This window comes from Melioribacter sp. Ez-97 (genome assembly GCF_051488665.1).
Classification (GTDB): Bacteria; Bacteroidota; Ignavibacteria; order Ignavibacteriales; family Melioribacteraceae; genus Melioribacter.
Genome location: NZ_JBPSEG010000007.1, coordinates 96892 through 115863 on the forward strand (window position 1 = coordinate 96892; position 18972 = coordinate 115863).

General features: G+C 41.1%; 21 protein-coding genes. 13 read left to right on the forward strand and 8 right to left on the reverse strand.

The window, feature by feature from the left end; translation table 11 throughout:
- Positions 1 to 4 precede the first annotated feature (4 nt).
- The 3 genes from pseI (at position 5) to ACSSWA_RS09635 (ending at position 2319) form a co-directional block, all read left to right on the forward strand.
- A complete protein-coding gene (gene pseI / locus ACSSWA_RS09625) occupies positions 5 to 1039 on the forward strand; it encodes a pseudaminic acid synthase (RefSeq protein ID WP_437356353.1) in 1035 nt (344 codons plus the stop codon).
- Positions 1040 to 1099: 60 nt separating this feature from the next.
- Positions 1100 to 1321 (forward strand): nucleotidyltransferase domain-containing protein, encoded by a 222-nt coding sequence (locus tag ACSSWA_RS09630; RefSeq protein ID WP_437356354.1) that lies wholly within the window; start codon positions 1100 to 1102, stop codon positions 1319 to 1321.
- A gap of 233 nt (positions 1322 to 1554) precedes the next feature.
- Positions 1555 to 2319 (forward strand): cytidylyltransferase domain-containing protein, encoded by a 765-nt coding sequence (locus ACSSWA_RS09635; protein WP_437356355.1) that lies wholly within the window; start codon positions 1555 to 1557, stop codon positions 2317 to 2319.
- A gap of 41 nt (positions 2320 to 2360) precedes the next feature.
- Here the strand turns inward: ACSSWA_RS09635 and ACSSWA_RS09640 are convergent, their stop codons facing one another.
- From ACSSWA_RS09640 to ACSSWA_RS09665, 6 genes are all read right to left on the reverse strand, one after another.
- A complete protein-coding gene (locus ACSSWA_RS09640; RefSeq protein ID WP_437356356.1) occupies positions 2361 to 2606 on the reverse strand; it encodes an FmdB family zinc ribbon protein in 246 nt (81 codons plus the stop codon).
- 12 nt (positions 2607 to 2618) lie between these two features.
- Positions 2619 to 3278, reverse strand: a complete 660-nt coding sequence (locus tag ACSSWA_RS09645; protein WP_437356357.1) for a fumarylacetoacetate hydrolase family protein — start codon at positions 3276 to 3278, stop codon at positions 2619 to 2621.
- 42 nt (positions 3279 to 3320) lie between these two features.
- The gene (locus ACSSWA_RS09650) at positions 3321 to 4811 is read right to left on the reverse strand and encodes a serine hydrolase (RefSeq protein WP_437356358.1); all 1491 of its coding nucleotides are present in this window, start codon (positions 4809 to 4811) and stop codon (positions 3321 to 3323) included.
- Between the two features lie 90 nt (positions 4812 to 4901).
- Complete coding sequence (locus ACSSWA_RS09655; protein ID WP_437356359.1) at positions 4902 to 5366, reverse strand: YbhB/YbcL family Raf kinase inhibitor-like protein; 465 nt, start codon at positions 5364 to 5366, stop codon at positions 4902 to 4904.
- Positions 5367 to 5431: 65 nt separating this feature from the next.
- Entirely contained in the window at positions 5432 to 6181 is a 750-nt protein-coding gene (locus ACSSWA_RS09660; protein WP_437356360.1) for an AAA family ATPase, read from the reverse strand.
- Between the two features lie 154 nt (positions 6182 to 6335).
- The gene (locus tag ACSSWA_RS09665; protein ID WP_437356361.1) at positions 6336 to 7391 is read right to left on the reverse strand and encodes an alpha/beta hydrolase family protein; all 1056 of its coding nucleotides are present in this window, start codon (positions 7389 to 7391) and stop codon (positions 6336 to 6338) included.
- Positions 7392 to 8017: 626 nt separating this feature from the next.
- Between ACSSWA_RS09665 and ACSSWA_RS09670 the strand changes: the two genes are divergently transcribed.
- Entirely contained in the window at positions 8018 to 9037 is a 1020-nt protein-coding gene (locus ACSSWA_RS09670; protein WP_437356362.1) for a hypothetical protein, read from the forward strand.
- Between the two features lie 316 nt (positions 9038 to 9353).
- Here ACSSWA_RS09670 and ACSSWA_RS09675 read toward each other — a convergent pair whose 3' ends face one another.
- Positions 9354 to 9488, reverse strand: a complete 135-nt coding sequence (locus tag ACSSWA_RS09675; protein WP_437356363.1) for a hypothetical protein — start codon at positions 9486 to 9488, stop codon at positions 9354 to 9356.
- 260 nt (positions 9489 to 9748) lie between these two features.
- Between ACSSWA_RS09675 and ACSSWA_RS09680 the strand changes: the two genes are divergently transcribed.
- The 8 genes from ACSSWA_RS09680 (at position 9749) to ACSSWA_RS09715 (ending at position 17813) form a co-directional block, all read left to right on the forward strand.
- A complete protein-coding gene (locus tag ACSSWA_RS09680; RefSeq protein WP_437356364.1) occupies positions 9749 to 10891 on the forward strand; it encodes an aminopeptidase C in 1143 nt (380 codons plus the stop codon).
- Between the two features lie 120 nt (positions 10892 to 11011).
- Positions 11012 to 11680: a TetR/AcrR family transcriptional regulator gene (locus ACSSWA_RS09685; protein ID WP_437356365.1), complete on the forward strand. Its 669-nt coding sequence runs from the start codon at positions 11012 to 11014 to the stop codon at positions 11678 to 11680.
- Positions 11628 to 12590, forward strand: coding sequence for an HlyD family secretion protein (locus ACSSWA_RS09690; RefSeq protein WP_437356366.1), 963 nt, complete (start codon positions 11628 to 11630; stop codon positions 12588 to 12590). The genes ACSSWA_RS09685 and ACSSWA_RS09690 overlap by 53 nt, the downstream gene beginning before the upstream one ends.
- Positions 12591 to 13511 carry an ABC transporter ATP-binding protein gene (locus ACSSWA_RS09695; protein WP_437356367.1) on the forward strand — a complete coding sequence of 307 codons (921 nt, stop codon included), beginning with the start codon at positions 12591 to 12593 and terminating at the stop codon, positions 13509 to 13511.
- Positions 13508 to 14452 (forward strand): ATP-binding cassette domain-containing protein, encoded by a 945-nt coding sequence (locus ACSSWA_RS09700; RefSeq protein ID WP_437356368.1) that lies wholly within the window; start codon positions 13508 to 13510, stop codon positions 14450 to 14452. The genes ACSSWA_RS09695 and ACSSWA_RS09700 overlap by 4 nt, the downstream gene beginning before the upstream one ends.
- Positions 14436 to 15578, forward strand: a complete 1143-nt coding sequence (locus ACSSWA_RS09705; RefSeq protein ID WP_437356369.1) for an ABC transporter permease — start codon at positions 14436 to 14438, stop codon at positions 15576 to 15578. The genes ACSSWA_RS09700 and ACSSWA_RS09705 overlap by 17 nt, the downstream gene beginning before the upstream one ends.
- Complete coding sequence (locus ACSSWA_RS09710; RefSeq protein ID WP_437356370.1) at positions 15575 to 16717, forward strand: ABC transporter permease; 1143 nt, start codon at positions 15575 to 15577, stop codon at positions 16715 to 16717. The genes ACSSWA_RS09705 and ACSSWA_RS09710 overlap by 4 nt, the downstream gene beginning before the upstream one ends.
- 55 nt (positions 16718 to 16772) lie before the next feature.
- On the forward strand, positions 16773 to 17813 hold the full coding sequence (locus ACSSWA_RS09715; protein WP_437356371.1) for a TolB family protein: 1041 nt from the start codon (positions 16773 to 16775) through the stop codon (positions 17811 to 17813).
- 3 nt (positions 17814 to 17816) lie between these two features.
- On the opposite strand, the gene ACSSWA_RS09720 is transcribed toward ACSSWA_RS09715, so the two are convergent.
- Positions 17817 to 18386 (reverse strand): DUF1579 domain-containing protein, encoded by a 570-nt coding sequence (locus tag ACSSWA_RS09720; RefSeq protein ID WP_437356372.1) that lies wholly within the window; start codon positions 18384 to 18386, stop codon positions 17817 to 17819.
- A gap of 139 nt (positions 18387 to 18525) precedes the next feature.
- Here ACSSWA_RS09720 and ACSSWA_RS09725 point away from each other — a divergent pair, with 139 nt between their 5' ends.
- A complete protein-coding gene (locus ACSSWA_RS09725; RefSeq protein WP_437356373.1) occupies positions 18526 to 18972 on the forward strand; it encodes a hypothetical protein in 447 nt (148 codons plus the stop codon).

Genomic DNA, 18972 nt, shown 5'->3' on the forward strand with positions numbered 1-18972 from the left:
AAAAGTGATAATTGAAAATTTCGACACGGATAAAAAAGTGTTTATCATTGCCGAGCTCTCCGCAAATCACAATCAGAATTTTCAAACGGCAATCGATTCAATTAAAGCTATCAAAGAATGCGGAGCAGACGCGGTAAAGCTCCAAACATATACGCCGGACACAATTACCATCGACTGCGATAACGAATATTTTCAGATTAAGCAAGGCACTATTTGGGACGGAACAACATTGTATCAACTTTATCAAAAGGCTTATACGCCGTGGGAATGGCAGCCGGAACTGAAAAAAATTGCGGAAGAGCTCGGACTTGTCTGTTTTTCGTCGCCGTTCGATAAAACTGCGGTCGACTTTCTGGAAAACATGAACGTTCCGGCGTATAAAATTGCGTCTTTCGAAATAACGGATATACCGCTGATCGAATACGCCGCTTCGAAAGGAAAGCCGATGATAATATCGACAGGCATTGCAACCGAAGAAGACATAAGAGAGGCAATCGACGCTTGTAAAAGAATGAACAATAATCAGATAGCACTTTTAAAATGCACGTCTTCCTATCCCGCTCCAATCGAGGATGCGAACCTGAACTCGATTCCGTACATGAAAGAAAAATTCGATACGGTAGTCGGATTGTCGGATCACACTACGGGAATCGTCGCGCCCGTAGCCGCCGTGGCTCTCGGCGCCAGAATAGTTGAAAAACATTTCATACTCGACAGAAAATTGGGAGGACCCGACGCGGCGTTCTCGCTTGAACCCGCCGAATTCAAAAACATGGTAGAAGGCATCCGAAACGCCGAAAAAGCGCTCGGCAAAGCCGCAATCGAAATTAACGATAAAATAAAAAAGAGCAGAACGTTTGCGCGCTCGCTCTTTGTTGTAAAAGATATAAAAGCCGGCGAGCCTCTTACGGAAGAAAACGTCCGATCGATACGTCCCTCTCACGGTTTGCATCCGAAATATTTGAAACAAATTATCGGCAAAAAAGCTAAAACGGATATAAAAAAAGGAACTCCTTTGAAGTGGGAGCTATTCGAATGAATGATTTGGCTATTGTTTTGCTAAATTAATAGAGAACTAATTTTATCGAATCATATGCGCTTGAGTGAAAGAGATATTGAAATTATTAAAAAGGCAACGAAAAAATTTTTCGGAGAGAATGCTTCTGTCTATTTGTTCGGCTCGCGTACGGACGATTCAAAAAAGGGGAGAGATATTGATTTGTATATCGAAACAAATGTCTTTCAAAATATAATAGACAGAAAAGTAAAAATGCTGGCTGAACTTCACAAAGAACCGGGGAACAGAAAATCGATATTGTAATAAATAATTTTTCAAGTAAAAAATTTATATATCGGGCGGCAAAAAGCGAAGGTATACGGTTGTGAGCAAAAACAAATTTATACTCGAATCCGTAATCAAAGAGCGTAATCTGCATCTTAAGAGAATGGATTATGGTTTTTGAATAAGAGGCAATTTTTGCAGTGAATATACAATGCAAAGATTTCGATACGGTTCATATCCTAAATTAACTTGCAAAATAAAAAAAGGAATTTATGAGAAGAAAAACAGGCAATAATTATGTATGCGCCATTGTTCAGGCCCGCACCGGTTCTACGCGGCTGCCGGGTAAAATTTTCAAAGAGCTCGAAGGCAAACCGATTTTGTGGCATGTGGTAAACCGTTTGTCGCATTCGAAGAAAATCAAGAATATAATAATTGCGACTACAGACTTACCCGAAGACGACGCGACAGAAGAATTTTGCAAAGAAAATAAAATCGATTGTTTCAGAGGAAGTTCCGAAGACGTGCTATCAAGATACTACCAGGCGGCTGTGGACTATGAAGCCGATACAATTGTTCGCGTCACATCCGACTGCCCCGTTATCGATCCGGTCGTAATCGACAAAATGATCGATAAATACTTGCGTCTGAATAAGACTGAGAAAGTCGACTACTTGAGCAATACAATCAAAAGGACGTTCCCGCGCGGATTGGACGCCGAAATTTTCTCTTTCGAAGCCCTTGCCGAAGCGTTCAGGTGCGCCAACGAAAAATACGAGCGTGAACACGTAACTCCGTATATTTATCAGCATCCCGGCATCTTCAAAATAGTCAATTACGAAAACGATCGGGATTTTTCTTTTCACAGGTGGACTGTCGATACGGCTGACGATTACGAACTGATGAAACAAATCTACAAAAATCTGTATAAGCCGAATAAGCTCTTTTATTTCGAAGACATACTCAAATTATTCGAGAAAAAGCCGGAGCTGATTAAAATAAATCAAAAGGTAAAACAAAAAAGTTTGGGAGAATAAATCGAAAGGCTTCGCGGGAAAAAACGGCGAAGCCTTTAATATCAATTAAGTCCGCAAGTTCCTGTAGTGCAGCCGCCGAAGGAAGGTACGCCGCAGCTGCCGTCCGAACATCCTGCCGAAGAGTCGAACGAATCGCTCTCCGTCGAGGCGCTGAATGAAGAGAGCAGCTTTTTATAATTTTTGGATTTGCAATCGGGGCATTCTACTTCGCCCGGATTGGTTATCGACTTATGAAAGATTTCATACTTTTTACCGCAATCGTTGCATCTGTATTCGTAAACGGGCATGGATGATTCTCCTTATTTGATTATTTCCGTATCTATTATTCCGATATTTTCAAGCTCGGCGTGAATTTTATCTCCCGGTACAACTCTTCCCACTCCTTCCGGTGTGCCTGTAAAGATAAGGTCGCCTTTTTCGAGAGTCATTTTAGACGAAATATATTTTACTATTTTTACTGGGTCGAACATCATGTTTTTGATCGAAGAGTTTTGTCTTAATTCGCCGTTGACCGAGAGTTTTATCGTTTCGTCGCCTTTCAGTTTGTAATCTTTCTTCAATACGAATTCGGACAGAACCGCGGAAGTATCGAAGCACTTCGAAAGAGTCCACGGGTCGCCTTTTTCCATAAACTCTTTTTGAAGGTCTCTCAAGGTCATGTCGAGCCCTACGGCATATCCCGCAATAGCGTCTTCGGCGGATGAGTCGTCGGCGTTTTTGACTGCATTCCCTATTAATAAAACAAGCTCAACTTCGTGATGCAGGTTATTGGAATAATCCGGGTGGATTACTTTATCGCCCGAATAAATCACATTCGAAGCCGTTTTCAGGAAAATAACCGGAAATTCAGGCACTTCGTTTCCGAGTTCCAATGCATGGGCGGCATAGTTTCTGCCGACGCAGACTATCTTGCCTATCGGAATCTCGCCGTTACTGTTTTTGATTTTTAAATATTTCATAGCTCCAGTTAGATGATTATTGATGAAATTGGTTTCAGCATATTAATTTTTCTTTTCAAACAATAATTCCGTAAAAATAAAATCGGGCGAATTGGGAACTTCCACGCTGAACTGCTTAACGTTTCCTTCGAAGTCCATATCGAACTTTATCCATCCCCGCGTCAAAAATTCGTCTTCCCAGTCGATAAAGAAAGTGTCGTAATGATAATGATTCAGAACGCCTCTGAATGTCGGGGTGGGAATAAATTGCAAAAAGAGTTTGCCGTCTTTGAGGCTTACTTCCGCTTCGCCGTACATTTTATCTTCGTATTTACCGCAGTATTTTTCTAACGGTAGAGAGGGCGACGTGTTTTTAACCCTGACTTCTTCCCGTCTTTTGAGTTCGTCTTCGTACTTTTGAAGGCGCTCGTCCCATTTTTCTAACATGATTTTATTATAATCCTGCGGTTCGACGCCCGTAAACAAATCTACAATATAATCGCGTACAGCCGATACCATTCCCGTTTCCATATTGCTCAATATGGCAAAGCCGAAATTTTCTTCCGGTATTAAAGCCACGGTTGAAATCATGCCGGGCATTCCGCCTCCGTGATAGAGCATTCGTTTCCCGTTGCGGTATCTTATAAACCAGCCCAAACCGTAATTCATTTCGCCGAATGCAGTCTGATTCGACCACATTTCTTTTGATTGCTTTTCTGTAAAAACAACGACGCTGTCGATTTTCCCTCTGTTTAATTGAAGGCGAATCCATTGAGCAAGATCGTTTACGGACGAATTGACGCCGAGCGCGCCCCCGGCATTATCCTTTTGAATGTCCGTATAAATCTTTATCTCGCCGTCTTTTATATAATGCGCTTTTGCTTTGTTTTTTGACGCAGCCAATTCTTCGTACGAAGTATTTGTGTTTGTCATTTTCAAAGGAACGAGAAAATGCTTTTTAATAAAGTCTCCCCACGAAGTATCGGTAACGGCTTTAATAATTTCCGCAGCCGTAATAAACATAATGTTTTGGTATCCGTATTTGGAACGAAAGCTCGAAACCGGTTTTAGATACCGGGCGCGGCGTATTACTTCCTTCCGGTCGTAGTTCGAACCGAGCCAAAGGAAATCGCCGCTGAAAGTGGCAAGTCCGCTCCGGTGCGTTACCAGGTCGCGTATTGTAATTTCATTTGTAACCCACGGGTCGTACATTTGAAAATCGGGAAGATATTCGATTACCCTGTCGTCCCAATTTATTTTACCCCGGTCAACCAGAATTGCAAGAGCTGCCGTCGTAAAAGCTTTCGAGCACGAAGCTATTACAAAGAGCGTATTTGCGTCGACCCGCTCGTCTTTGCCAAATTCCCTTACGCCGTATCCCTTTGCAAAAATTACGGAATCGTCTTTTACAATCGAAACCGCAAAACCCGGCATTTTCCAGTCTTTCATTGCATTTTGAATATATTCGTCGAGCCGCTTAAGCTTGTCCGATTGAGCGTTTAATAATTGCGCGGTCAGAAAAAAGAAAATTATCAGGAAGCGTTTTGTCTTCATTTTAGCGCCGATTAATTGTTCATTTGTAAATGAAATATAATAATAGCGTATCTATTTAGAAAAAGGGAAAGTATAAATTAACAGTTAATATTATCGGGCGCGCTTGTATTTTCCCATCAGTACGGCTTCGCCTAAAATATGTCCTTTCATCAATGCGAGAAGCTTTTTCTTTGTCATCTTATTGTCGGCGGTAAAAACCGTATCGAGCGCGTAGAGTTTGAAATAGTATCGGTGAATTCCCGAGGGAGGACACGGACCTCCGTATGAATTTAGTCCCCAGTCGTTCAAACCCTCGACGGAATTCGAAGGAATCTGTTTTTTGTTCGAAGCTCCTTCGGGAAGGGAATCGATGCCGGGAAGAATATTATACAATATCCAGTGTACCCAGTCTCCAATCGGAGCGTCGGGGTCGTCGTTTATCAAGGCGAGCGACCGGGCTCCTTCGGGTATATTGTTCCATTTCAAAGGGGGCGAAACGTTTTCTCCGTCGCAGGTAAAACGGACGGGTATCATGCCTTCGTTTTCGAATGCCGGCGAAATCAATTCGAATTTCATTGCCACCTCCGTATTGCAATAATTGCCGAAAACAATTAAGAAAAATATCGTTAATAATTTTTTCATTATGCCGAGAGAGATAAAATTTTTTCCTTGGAAAAGAAATTGGGGAATTTACGCACAATGCATTGACCGATCATCTCCGCAATTTCGTCGGCTTCCAATAAGTTTGTATTTATTACCGCGTGGTAGAGGAGCGGATCTTCAATGTTTTTGTGAAAAAATTTCCAGATGTACTGTTTGCGCGCGTCGTCTTCTTCCCGGATAAAATCAGCCGCCTTTTTGTAGTCGAGATTATAGAGCCGGCAGGCGTTTTCAATTCTGTAAGACAAAGGAGCGACCAGTCGAATGTGAAACGCATTTTTTCTTTTGGCCGTAATGATGTTTGCGCCTCTGCCCACGATAATTACATTGCCGAAGTCGGCTAATTTTAATATTGTCTGGGATATTTTTCTGAGCAAAAGAATTTTCGAAGGCGTAACGCCGAGCAGCTCGCCGAACCACGTTTCTATTTTCGGAGGTTTTTCTTCGTGTAAATATTTTCTGAAATGATCCGGAAGCTGATGGTCTTCCATTATTCTTTCGATCAAAGCTTTGTCGAAATACGCCCAATCGTCGTAACCCTCGATTGCCCTTTTGTTGAAATATTCCACGAGCTTTTCGCAGATTACGGCGGCTCCGACTCCGGTTTCCCTCGAAATTGTGATTACCGGGCCGGGATTTAATTTTCGGTGATGAATTCGCGCCTCTTCAGAATCCCTGTAATGCTTTTCAATATAGATGCGAGCTTTTTCGTATGCCCCGAGAACCTTCATTGTCCACCCCCTTGTTTTGTTGGCAATCAGGATGAGGAGAGTTCGCCTAAAATCTAATAAAAAGTCAGGTCAAAGTGAATAGAAATATCAAAGGATAAACGCACACTTTATCCCGAATATTTTATAAATATCAATAAAGCGGCATACGGAAAATTTACGGTAAATACGCGGCTTTGTTGATGTCCTCTAAACTTTTTATTTTGACCGGCGGATCGAGATATTTATCGAGGAAGCCGTAAATCTTTATTCTGATGCGCCGCGCTTCTTTTGTATCGAGTCGATCGAAAGAATGTCCTCCGGGCATATCTTTGAAAATTTCGTATTCGAATTTTTTGCCGGCGGCTTTTAACGATTTAATAAGATGTTCCACTTCCAGAACGTTAACGTCTTCGTCGTTTGTATTTGTATGAATCAATAGCGGTATTTTTAATTTATCGGCGTTCCATGCGGGCGATCTGCGTCTGTACTCGTTAACGTTTTCGTCCGCTGTTTGACCGATATGATAATCCGCCGAATAGAGAGCTCTGTAGCTGTCGTCTTTGTATCCCATCCGGGCGATCAAATCGCTTACGGGAACGCCGGCAAAACAGACTTTGTAATTTTCCGGATGCTCGAATGAATTCATCAACGCAATCAGTCCGCCGTGACTCCAGCCGATAATGCCGACGCGGTTTTCGTCGGCGAAGTCGTAGTTATCGAGAACGAATTGTCTGCTGGCGTTAACGTCTTCGATTTCAAGACCGCCGTAATCGATTTTTTCATAAAAGGATTTTCCGTATCCTGTGCTTCCGCGATATTCCGCCGCCACTACTATATATTTTTGATAAATCAATTCTCTGATAATATGCGTGTAGTAAGTGCTGAAGTTTGCATGTACTCCCCCGTGCGGAAATACAATTACCGGATACTTTTTGGAATAATCAATTCCTTTGGGGATGAAAATATAAGACCAGAATTTAACAGGATTGCCGGCTCCCTGTCCGGTGGGATTTTTTTCTTTCCAAAGAGGAGGTCCCGTCAGGAAAACTTTGTCGATAAACGCTACATCGCCCACGCGTTGAAACCATATAACATCGTCGATCTTTTTTTCTAATACGTCAAGGCGGTGGTCCAGAAGTTCGCTGCTGTTTTTAAGAGCTCTCAGCTCTTCTTTGACGTCCTGAGCGAATAATGTTGTAAACGAAATTAAAATCATAAGTAAGATTTTCATGACTGCCCCTTTTAATAATTATCGGTAACAAATTAAAGAATTAATTCAAAATAATGAAGGAGGGTTTTCGTTCTCACGTTTTGGGGTTCGTAGTTTTGGGGTTCAACGTTCTTGGTTTGGGAGTTCAAGGTTGTTGTGTAATTAGGGATTGGGGGTTAGGGATCAGGGATTAGTGATCAGAAATTCTTTTTTTTGATAGACAATTGCCGATAGTTTTGACGTATAAAATGCGCTTTTTTTAACGAAGAACTTTGAACCTCAGCACTCATAACGTCCGCACGCCTGAACGGGGAACGCCCTCGTCTTTGCGAGGAGCGAGCAAAGCGAACGACGAAGCAAACTCAATTTAAGCCGTAGATCGCGCGAAGAGCTCAAAGACACAATCTATCCGAATCAGCCAGCATTAATGAAGATAATATTCCACGCTGTCTTTCTGAACCCGCCAACGGCGGGTGAAGAATCTCAATTCTTGAGAACCGAAATGCCGGATAAACTGCAGACCAAATGACGAAGAATAAAAAAACATAAAATTTAAATGAGAGAGTTGATTTTTTTTTTCTAATTGTTATTATCTTGTCAAAGTAAAATTAATTAGTTTAATACGAGGGTAAAACGGGGGCAATCCGATGAAAAACCTGATAAAATCATTTCTTATTGTAGTAATACTACTTGTAAATTCCTGCGGAGAAGGAATAACCGAACCCGAACCGGGAAGACGGGACTATGTATGGGAGGTGGATACACTAAACTACCCGTATGCTCCTATGATAAGAATATGGGGTACCTCACCTAATAATATATGGACAATAAGCAGTGGTGAGCATGCAAAATCTATTGCACACTTTGACGGGAAATCATGGAGTGTCTTTGGAGTTGATGGTAATGCAGGTTTAACCGCTCTCTGGGGTTTTATTAATAGCAAAGTGTTTACGGGAAATATACGTGGACAGATATGGCAATATAACGGTTCTGGATGGTTTTTATTTTATCAGCTGGAGAAAGACAGACGAACAGATATTGGGATTAATAATATCTGGGGGATATCCGAGAATGACTTTTATGCTTTTGGAGCATACCCGGATAGTATGAAATTATTTAATAATAGTGTAATAGCTCATTATTACAGAGGTGAATGGAATATGCTGAATACTGGCTTTATTACAGGTCTTATTGCTAATTTATATAAGAATCAGGATAATGGAAATATATACTTTCAGGTTTTAAAAATAGGAGGATCTATACATCCCGATAGTACAATTATTTGTGAATATAGTAAGAGTGGAATAAAAAAATTATACACTAGTCTTAATATACGTGGCGAAACCGCGAACATAAGTTTGATAAATAAAGACGTTTATTTCATACTGGGAAATAGAATAGCAAAAATAAAAAACGGTAAATTTAATACAATACTTGAGATCAACAACTCCAAATTTTTACAACGACTCTGGGGAAGATCTGAAAAAGATCTATTCCTTCTCATGACTGATGGCTTGGTACATTATGATGGTAGTACATATGAATATATAATACACTTTAATAAAACTGGCGCAATAGTTTCTGGTTCTGTAATATTAGATAAAGATGCTTTTTTCTTAATACGGGAGTATCCTTATAATTTGATATATCACGGAAAACTAAAATAGGGAGGCGTTATGTAAATAGAGTCATTATGAAAGATTTTAAAAAATCTATTTGCTAAAATTATTAAAACAACGTATCCAGGCAAATATGATCATCAATATTTTGCTCTTTGTTGAATGCTTGCTATCTTAAAAGAATAGCGATGAAAACAAATTAATATAATAGCTTAGTATATTAGGAGGGTAAAATGAAGAATAAGATAAATAATAATGCTTCGTCTTTGCGAGGAGTGAGCAAAGCGAACGACGAAGCAAACTCTAATTAACCGCTGAGAGCGCGAAGAGCGCAAAGGACACAGTCTTTCCGAATCAGCCAACATTAATGAAGATGATATTCCACGCTGTCTTTCTGAACCCGCCATCGGCGGGTGAAGAATCTCAAAAATCTGTCGTGCGGATTTTTCGACATGCCGCCGTCGTGTAATTCCTCAAAATTGCCGGATAGTTTTATCATTGTGTCCCTGTGAAAAGAGAAGGGAAGTTTTCTTTTGTCTTTGAAAGATAAATGCGGCTAAAGTAATTTTTCCTTTGTACAAAAACAACAAACTAAAAACGCCGTAACGCCCGCACCAAGAACCTGCCACCGCCAGGCAGACGTCCGAACTTCAGCGCGAATTTTATAAACCCAGTAATAAAAAAATCCTCGTTAATAATTACATTTCTCGCTATTTTAAAAACAAATCAAATTCATCAATTAATAAATACGGGTTCAACATGAGCGCCAGAAAACTTTTACAAATAATTATTATCGCAGCCGTCATTCCGTTTGTTGCGGCGGCTCAGAAAAAAGACAAAGACGAAAAACGCTTTGAAATGATTTATAAAGTGGAAACAACGCCGGTAAAAAATCAGGCCAAAACCGGCACATGCTGGTCGTTTGCCACAACTTCGTTTATCGAGACCGAATTGATAAGAATGGGCAAGGGAGTTCATATTCTTTCGCCAATGTGGAACGTAAGATTTACTTATCCCTTAAAAGCCGAAAATTATATCAGATATAACGGCTTGACAAATTTCGGAATGGGCGGACAGGCGCACGACGTAATGAACGTGATCCGGCGCCATGGAATGGTTCCCGAAGAAGTTTATTCGGGTTTGAAAGAGGGCGAGAAAGAACATAATCACGCCGAAATGGACGCAGTGCTTAAATCGATTGTGAGTACTGTAGTTAAGAAAAAAGGCGGCAAGATAACTCCTGCCTGGAAGCAGTTGGTAGAATCTACGCTCGATATCTATCTGGGAGAACCGCCGGCTGAATTTGAATATAACGGGAAAAAATATACGCCTTTGAGTTTCGTCGATTCGCTCGGATTTAATCCCGATGATTATGTGGAATTGACGTCGTTTTCTCATCACCCGTTCTACGGCAAGTTCGATCTCGAAATACCCGACAATTGGAGCAAAGATTTGTATTATAACGTTCCGATAGACGATTTGATGCGCATTATGGATTACGCGCTCGAAAACGGATACTCGATTGCATGGGACGGCGACGTCAGCGAAAAAACTTTCGACAGGAAAAAAGGTATCGCCACTCTGCCAGCCGAGGAATCCGACAACGAAGAGGAAGAGAACGCTGAGGAAAATTTAATCGAAGAAACGGTTACTCAGGACATGAGGCAGGAAACTTTCGACAATCAAACTACAACCGACGACCATCTAATGCATATAGTAGGACTCGCTAAAGACGAGAACGGAAACAAATACTACTATACAAAAAATTCGTGGGGAACCAAAGATAAAAAGTATGACGGCTATTGGTATATGTCGGAAGCCTATGCAAAGTTGAAAGTGATTGCAATAATGGTGCACAAAGACGCGGTTCCCGGAGATATCAGAAATAAATTGGGTTTTTAAAGAAGCAGACTATCCGTTTTTATAAAAGATGAACATTATGTACTTGCGGAAACTTGGGAAACTAATTCTTGACTTATTAGTTTCCCATGCTTATATTGCGTGCGGCAAACAAAAAACGTTATGAGCGAAAGAGAAAGAATATTAAAAACGGCGCAGGAAAAATTCTTGCGCGAAGGATTCAGCAAGGTCTCCATGGATATGATTGCCGCAGAACTGAGGATGAGCAAAAAGACCATCTATAAATATTACGGCTCCAAAGACGAACTCCTGCAAGCCGCTGTGCAAAATTTGAAAAAAAACGTTAAGAAGAATATCGGAAAAATTCTGAACGACGAACTCCATTCTATCGAGAAAATTGTCCTGCTGATGGACACGCTTAAATCGATGGCTGCAAACAGGATGAGTGCGAATTGGATAAATGACATCCGCGTCTACAAGCCCGAAATCTGGAAAGAAATCGACGACATGCGCACTAAAATTATCAATAAACATATTTACAAAGTTTTCTTGCAAGGCATTGACGAAGGTTACATTGTCGACATTCCTCCTCAGATAATATTAGCCGTCTTTTTGAGTTCTGTTAAATCGGTTATCAATCCCGACTTTATTCTTGAAAACAGCTTTTCGTTGAAAGAAGCGGTCGATTATACCTTCGGCTTATTCATCAACGGCATCCTTACGGATAAAGGAAAAGAAGTTTATAATAAAATAACCAAAAACAAACGGTCGGAAGAAAATGAAAAAGATTTTTATTCTTCTGTTGGCAGTCTTTTTATATGGCTGCAATGATAACGGAAATAACAGTATTGTCGAATCGGGAACTATCGAATCGACCGAAGCTCTGATAAGCTCTCAGGTAAGCGGGCAAATTATCGGCTTACTTAAAGACGAAGGCGACCGGGTCAAAAAAGGCGATACGCTCTGCGTAATAGATACCTCTTCGTATAAACTGCAATTGAATCAAGCCGAGGCGGCTTTGAAAATGGCGGAAGCTCAATTGGCTTTGTTGCTAAACGGAGCGAGGAAAGAAGATATAAAACAAGCCGAAGAAGTTCTCAAACAAGCGGAAGCAAATTTCAATTCCGCCAGAACGGATTTCGAAAGAATTAAAAATTTATTCGAAACCGGAGCCGTAAATAAAAAACAGCTCGACGACGCAGAAACGCGGTATCAAATTATGTCCGCTCAATATAACTCCGCCAAAGAAAATTTGAGAAAACTCAAAAACATTGCAAGACCCGAAGAAATTAAACAAGCCGAGGCTAATGTTGAAAAAGCAAAGGCGTCGGTTAATCTTTTGAAAAAGAGTTTGAACGACTGTTTTGTAGTTTCGCCGATTGACGGATTCGTTGTAAAAAAATTTATCGAAAAAGGCGAAACGGTAACGATGCTCTCGGCGCTATTTAAAATATCAGATTTGAGCAGAGTTAAAATGTCCGTTTATATACCCGAAACCGATTTGCCTAAAATTAAACTCGGGCAAAAAGTCGACGTGGCTGTAGACGCTTATCCCGACAGAACGTTCGAAGGCAAGATAATCTATATTTCTCCAGAAGCGGAATTTACTCCCAAAAACATTCAGACAAGAGACGAAAGGACAAAACTTGTCTTCGAAGTAAAAATCGAAATTCCGAATCCGGATTTCGTTCTTAAAACGGGAATTCCCGCAGATGCAACGATTCAACTGGGCTCGCTTTGAATGAACGGAATTATTGAAATAAACAACCTTCGCCGTAATTACGGAGAAATAGAAGCGCTCCGTGGCATTTCTTTGAGCGTAAAAAAAGGTGAAATGTTCGGATTTGTGGGTCCCGACGGCGCAGGTAAAACCACCGCCATCAGGATTATGTGCGGACTTCTCAATCCTAACGGGGGAACCGTGAGGTTATTCGACAAGGATATTACAAAAGAAAGAAGCGCGGTTCAAAACAGGATCGGTTACCTCTCGCAAAAATTCAGTCTCTACGGCGATCTCACCGTCGACGAAAATATCGAATTCTTCGCCGAAATTCACAACGTAACTGATTACAAAGTAAGAAGGGACGAACTGCTCGAATTCACGAGATTAAAACCTTTCAGAAATCGACTTGCTGAAAAACTATCCGGAGGCATGAAACAAAAGCTCGCTCTTGCGTGCAGCTTGATTCATAAACCCGAAATATTGTTTCTCGACGAACCGACAACAGGCGTTGATCCCGTCTCGAGGCGAGATTTCTGGAAAATACTCGCCGATTTGATTAAAGAAAACATCACCGTTGTTATGGCTACTCCTTATCTCGACGAAGCGGAAAGATGCAGCCGGGTTGCAATGTTTAACAACGGCGAAATTATAGCTTGCGACACTCCTGACAATATAAAACGATCGATAGGTATGATGAGCCTGGAAATAGTGTGCAAACCGGTAAAAAAAGCTTACGATTTATTGGCTTCCGAAATAGACAACGACATCCAACTCTTCGGCGACAGAATCAACATATTAATAAGAAACAACGAGGAAACCGACGGCATCCTGAAAATACTGGATTCGGGAAATATTGAGGTAGCGGATAAAAGAGTGACGGAGCCTTCGATAGAAAATGTGTTTATGAACTTGATTAAGCAACGGAAGACGGACAGATGAATTACAGCATAGTAGTGGAAAATTTAACGAAAAAATTCGGCGATTTTACCGCAGTTGACAACGTTTCATTCAAGGTCGAAAAAGGAGAAGTGTTCGGATTTCTCGGCGCAAACGGAGCAGGTAAGTCGACTACCATAAGAATGTTGTGCGGCTTGCTCGAACCTACTTCGGGCGATGCTATTGTAGGAGGTTACAGTATAGTCGAACAGCCCGATAAAGTGAAACAAAGTATCGGCTATATGTCTCAGCGTTTTTCGTTGTATAACGATCTGACCATCGGGGAAAATATCGACTTCTTCGGCGGTGTGTACGGATTGGAAGGAAAGCGTCTCGAAGAACGGAAAAAATGGGCGCTCGAAATTTCTGATCTTAGGGGAAAAGAAAATGTTCTTACGGGAGATTTGCCCGGAGGTATTAAACAACGCCTTGCGCTGGGAATAGCCGTAATTCATAAACCAGAAATTTTGTTTCTCGACGAACCGACCAGCGGCGTCGATCCGATTTCGAGAAGAAATTTTTGGGATCTGATTAACCGGTTTTCCGACGAAGGAACTACCGTGCTCGTTACCACTCATTACCTGGAAGAAGCCGAATATTGCAACGATATTATTCTTATCAATGCGGGTAAGTTGATTGCGGAAGGAAATCCTCAAAAACTCAAAACCGATTATCTCGACGGCAATGTTTTTGAAATCGAAACCGAAGCGCCTGTCGAGTTGATGGAAATATTGCGGAATGGGGAGTTTGTAATCGACGTTTCGATCTTCGGTAAGAAAATTCACGTCATTACTGAAAAACAATTTCGTGATGCCCGTGCGATAGAAAAATACTGCAATCAAAAAGAAATTAAAGTCGACAATATAACGCGCATTGTTCCTACTTTGGAAGACGTATTCATTCATTTGCTGGAACGCGGTAATAAATATGTTCAACAGAATTAGAGCCATAGCCATAAAAGAAACGCGGCAATTGCTGCGCGACGTACGAATGATGGGAGTAATTTTCCTTTTCCCGGTTTTCCTGCTCGTCGTATTCGGATATGCGATTAATTTCGACGTGCGGCATATACAACTGGCTGTGCTGGACAAGGATAATTCGGCTGAAAGCCGCGCTTTCGTTAATTCTCTTTTGAGCACGGATTATTTCGATCTGGTTACGCATCTTAAATCGGACGCTGAAATTAAAGATTATCTCGACAGAAAAAAAGCGCAATGCATTGCCGTTATACCGAGGAATTTTTCAAAAAGGATTAACAGAAACGAAAGCGCCGGAATTCAGTTTCTTATAGACGGAGTCGACGGCAACACTGCCACAATAATTATGAATTACGTCAACGCCGCCGCTGCGGGATATTCCAATAAGCTCAATTATGAATTTCTTTCTTCGAGAGGAATTAAATTATCCTCGCCAATTACGCTCGAGCCCCGTTTCTGGTTCAATCCCGATTTGAACTCTACGCGGTTTCTTATTCCCGGATTAATCGGCATGATATTGATAATAATCGCCGTCGTTACAATTTCGTTGTCGATTGTAAGAGAAAAAGAGCGCGGCACAATTGAACAATTGAACGTGTCTTCGATAAACATTCCCGAACTTTTAACAGGCAAAGCAATTCCGTACATCATTATTGCATTTATAAACGCGGGCGTAATACTGACGGCAGGATATCTCTTTTTCGGAATTGCGATTAAAGGAAGTTATTTCTGGCTGCTGGTTAGCACTTTGTTCTTTCTCGCAGCGTCTATCGGTATCGGAATTCTGGTATCGGTTATTGCCGATACGCTGCAAGTGGCGTTTCAGGTAGGCACGTTGGTGTCGCTTTTGCCGTCGATGCTCCTGTCGGGTTTTGTGTTTCCGATTGAAAGTATGCCTTATATTATTCGGGTTTTTTCAAATGTTACTCCTACGAAATTTTATATTGTTTGTCTTCGTTCGATTTTACTGAAAGGAGCGGGAGTAGAAGTTTTCTGGGAACAACTTTTGTACATGGCGATTTTTACGATTATAGTCGTATTTGCGGCATCGAAAATTTATTATAAAAAACAACTGAAGGAATTAAACGGTTGAACGGAAAAGGATTCGCTACGGTAATCCATTTTATTAAAAAGGAATTTCAACAGCTTAAGCGGGATCCGAAAATGTTTGCAATTGTTCTTGTGGCTCCCGTTCTGCAGACGATAATTCTCGGATATGCCGCTACTTTTGATGTGAATAATGTCGATTTTTATCTGCTTGACAGAGACAGGTCTTCTTCGAGCCGTAAGTACGTGGAAAAGATTGTAAATTCGGGTTACTTTACAATAAAAGGTGTTGTTGAAAATTACGATGATGCAGAAAATGCAATTATGAGCGGTAATGCCGTGATGGGATTGATTATTCCGAGAGATTTTGAAAAAGATATTGAAAACAATTCGGGCGCTGAAGTTCAGATTCTTCTTGACGGTTCTGACGGAAACAAAGGCTCTATAGCTTTCGGGTATATTCAGGCGATTACTGCCGATTATGCAAAAAATATCTTTCTGGAAAAAATCGAAAGGAAAGGTATTAGAGCGCCGTTAAAATCGGTTAATGCCGAAACCAGAATCTGGTACAATCCGGAGTTAAAAACGCGCGTGTTTATGGTGCCGGGTATTACGGCTTTGCTGTTAATGATTGTTACAACTCTGCTGACTTCGCTTGCCATAGTAAAAGAAAAAGAATTCGGAACGCTGGAACAGTTGATCGTAACTCCGATTAAACCGTGGCAAATGATTCTCGGAAAAATACTGCCGTTTACAATACTCGGTTTTGTTATGGTTCTGCTTGTAAATTCCGTCATGGTCTTTTGGTTCGGAATTCCGATAAGGGGCAGCATCCTTTTTTTCCTGTTTGCCTCGTTGCTCTTCATTCTTTCCACATTGGGCATAGGACTTTTCATTTCTACAATTTCAAAAACTCAGCAACAGGCAATGATGGTAACGGTTTTCGGCGCGATGATGCCGATGATTTATCTGTCGGGTTTCGTCTTTCCCATTGAAAATATGCCAAAGATAATTCAGTATATCACATATATCATTCCCCTTAAATATTTTATTACCATAATACGCGGAGTTATTCTCAAAGGGATAGGCATTGCAGAACTGTGGCGGGAAACTCTGATACTGGCTGCAATGGGAATTACAATACTTTTTCTTGCATCCAAAAGATTCCGTAAAAGACTCGAATAAATTTGACATTATTGCGTTATAAACATAAGTTGTCAATCGTTTAATGGGAGATTAAATGAAAAAGACAGGCTATTTGTTATTGATGTTTTCGCTGATTGCAGTTATGTCCTGCAATAAAGAAAATCCGTTTGAACCGGAAATCGAAATTATAAAAAAATACGAAGTGGTTTTTGTCTCCGACAGAAACAGCGGCGGAGAAACGAGCCTGGAATTGGGCGACAAAACCGAACTGTTTAACACGGGACTCGACAGCATTTCCCAAAAGAGATTGACGTTTAATCAAACGTGGGATTTCGATCCGGTTTATTCGCCGGACGGATCTAAAATTGCATTTACGGCTTACGTCAGCGAGTCAAACTCGAATATAATTTTATACGACCTTGCCGCGAAAACCCAAACAATATTGAGCGAAGGACGCAAGCCCGTTTATTCGAGGGACGGGAGTAAAATTGCGTTTCTTACCGGAGAAAGTATCGGGATTGTCAACAGTAACGGCTCTAACAAAGTTGTATTGGATTTGCCTGATGGAAAACCGGTTTCGGTTAATTTTTCGCCCGACGGCGCACGCCTGATCTTTGTTCTGCAGAACGGCAATTTTTCCGATATTTATTCCGTTGCCGTTAACGGCGCGGGCTTGAATAAGATTACAGACACCGAAGATTACGAAGTGTATTGTAATTATTCCCCCGACGGATCCCGCATTGTCTCGGTAGCTTATACAAATACCGTTGCGCAGATTTTCATAATGAATGCCGACGGCTCTAACAGAATACGTTTAACGAATACTAAGGAATGGAACAACAAACCGGTATTTACGCCGGACGGCGGCGAAATTATTTTTGTAAGCAACAGAAACGGCAGGTCGGAAATTTTTGTGATGAATTCCGACGGAAGCAATCAAAGGCAGCTTGTTAGCTTTTCGGATTTTGCCGACGACCCTGTAATTTCTTCGGACGGTAAAATCGTAGCCGTTACGGTAGATAACGGAATAAAGAAGAATCTCTGGTTTTATAACAGAGAAACCGGACAACTAAGCGAGATGCCCGGTTTCAATGCGAATAATTTTTCTCCGGATTTTAAACCCGTATCGGATTGAGAATTATTTTATTCTTGTGTAATCCATTTCGAACATCAATACTTCGGAGCCGTCGGGCATAACGCTGTACATTTCGAATTTATGATTGTTTTCGTCTATTATTTTAGTGACGGATTTGATTTTGGAATCCTCTCCCGAAGCCGGGTCGACGGTCGTACCGTAATATGTGAGAGTTTTTGTATCCTGATCGAGATTGCCCTTGAGCACGGTCACGCCGGTTCCCATATTGTCGATCCAGACGCTGACAAACTCTTTCTTGGCATTGTCGTATGCGTCAATACCCATGCCTTCCATCGGCATTCCCATCATGTCGCTTTTAAAAGTCGACTTCAGGTATCTGCCGCCCATAATCATTTCGAATTTTGCGGTTCCTTCGCTTTTCATTTCCTGACCGCCCTGACCTTTCATTGTCATTACGGTCTTCCAGTCGCCTGCCATTTTCGACAGCATTTCGTGCATCGGACCCGGAGTCATATATTTCATCCAGGCTTCCATTGCCGCCGGGTCGTCCTGTCCGTAAGAAATTCCTGATAAGAATACGATTAATGATAGTAACGAAATAATTTTTTTCATAGTATTTCCTTTCGATGTTTTAAATGATTAATAACTTAGTCAATATATCGCTCAAAAAAAAGAAAAATAGTAGGCTTAGTATTCAATTTGAAATATAAATTGCGTATGTTATCAGCGGTTCAAAAAAGGGATTTCAGAGATGATTAAGAAGATGTTTGCGGCGCTTATCTTGTCGGCTGTTGTCAGTTCTTGCACGGTATTAATGCTTAAGCCGGCGGATTTTTCCTGGCCTGTCGAATCGGTTCTTACGGTTGACGAAAACGGGTACGTGCATGAAAAGCGGTATTCTATTTCGATAAATCTAAATCCTCTTTTCTTCGAAGAAACCGGCGATTCGTCGAATACCGCCAATAAGCAGGTGAGAATAATAAGGGATTCCGAAGGATTCTATTATATTACTTCGCAGGGATTCAAAAATGTTTATTTGTTCTTGCCGGCAGAAAGCGGAATGAAATTATACAAAAAAATAAATATTTACGCAGATAAAACACTTGAAAATCCCGCGATGAATCAGCGTCCGCCTTATATCGAATTGATCGACGCTCAAAACAAATTTCTAATGAATAAAGCCGGCGTTGCGAGGTAA

What these genes read in the sequence shown, in the direction of transcription:
- ACSSWA_RS09690 (WP_437356366.1), top strand. Translation starts at nt 11,628, where the DNA reads ATGAAAAAGATTTTTATTCTTCTGTTGGCAGTCTTTTTATATGGCTGC.
- ACSSWA_RS09645 (WP_437356357.1), bottom strand. Translation starts at nt 3,278, where the DNA reads ATGAAATATTTAAAAATCAAAAACAGTAACGGCGAGATTCCGATAGGC.
- ACSSWA_RS09660 (WP_437356360.1), bottom strand. Translation starts at nt 6,181, where the DNA reads ATGAAGGTTCTCGGGGCATACGAAAAAGCTCGCATCTATATTGAAAAG.
- ACSSWA_RS09670 (WP_437356362.1), top strand. Translation starts at nt 8,018, where the DNA reads ATGAAAAACCTGATAAAATCATTTCTTATTGTAGTAATACTACTTGTA.
- ACSSWA_RS09705 (WP_437356369.1), top strand. Translation starts at nt 14,436, where the DNA reads ATGTTCAACAGAATTAGAGCCATAGCCATAAAAGAAACGCGGCAATTG.
- ACSSWA_RS09680 (WP_437356364.1), top strand. Translation starts at nt 9,749, where the DNA reads ATGAGCGCCAGAAAACTTTTACAAATAATTATTATCGCAGCCGTCATT.
- ACSSWA_RS09650 (WP_437356358.1), bottom strand. Translation starts at nt 4,811, where the DNA reads ATGAAGACAAAACGCTTCCTGATAATTTTCTTTTTTCTGACCGCGCAA.
- ACSSWA_RS09695 (WP_437356367.1), top strand. Translation starts at nt 12,591, where the DNA reads ATGAACGGAATTATTGAAATAAACAACCTTCGCCGTAATTACGGAGAA.
- ACSSWA_RS09675 (WP_437356363.1), bottom strand. Translation starts at nt 9,488, where the DNA reads ATGATAAAACTATCCGGCAATTTTGAGGAATTACACGACGGCGGCATG.
- ACSSWA_RS09700 (WP_437356368.1), top strand. Translation starts at nt 13,508, where the DNA reads ATGAATTACAGCATAGTAGTGGAAAATTTAACGAAAAAATTCGGCGAT.
- ACSSWA_RS09640 (WP_437356356.1), bottom strand. Translation starts at nt 2,606, where the DNA reads ATGCCCGTTTACGAATACAGATGCAACGATTGCGGTAAAAAGTATGAA.
- ACSSWA_RS09685 (WP_437356365.1), top strand. Translation starts at nt 11,012, where the DNA reads ATGAGCGAAAGAGAAAGAATATTAAAAACGGCGCAGGAAAAATTCTTG.
- ACSSWA_RS09715 (WP_437356371.1), top strand. Translation starts at nt 16,773, where the DNA reads ATGAAAAAGACAGGCTATTTGTTATTGATGTTTTCGCTGATTGCAGTT.
- ACSSWA_RS09665 (WP_437356361.1), bottom strand. Translation starts at nt 7,391, where the DNA reads ATGAAAATCTTACTTATGATTTTAATTTCGTTTACAACATTATTCGCT.
- ACSSWA_RS09720 (WP_437356372.1), bottom strand. Translation starts at nt 18,386, where the DNA reads ATGAAAAAAATTATTTCGTTACTATCATTAATCGTATTCTTATCAGGA.
- ACSSWA_RS09655 (WP_437356359.1), bottom strand. Translation starts at nt 5,366, where the DNA reads ATGAAATTCGAATTGATTTCGCCGGCATTCGAAAACGAAGGCATGATA.
- ACSSWA_RS09725 (WP_437356373.1), top strand. Translation starts at nt 18,526, where the DNA reads ATGATTAAGAAGATGTTTGCGGCGCTTATCTTGTCGGCTGTTGTCAGT.
- ACSSWA_RS09635 (WP_437356355.1), top strand. Translation starts at nt 1,555, where the DNA reads ATGAGAAGAAAAACAGGCAATAATTATGTATGCGCCATTGTTCAGGCC.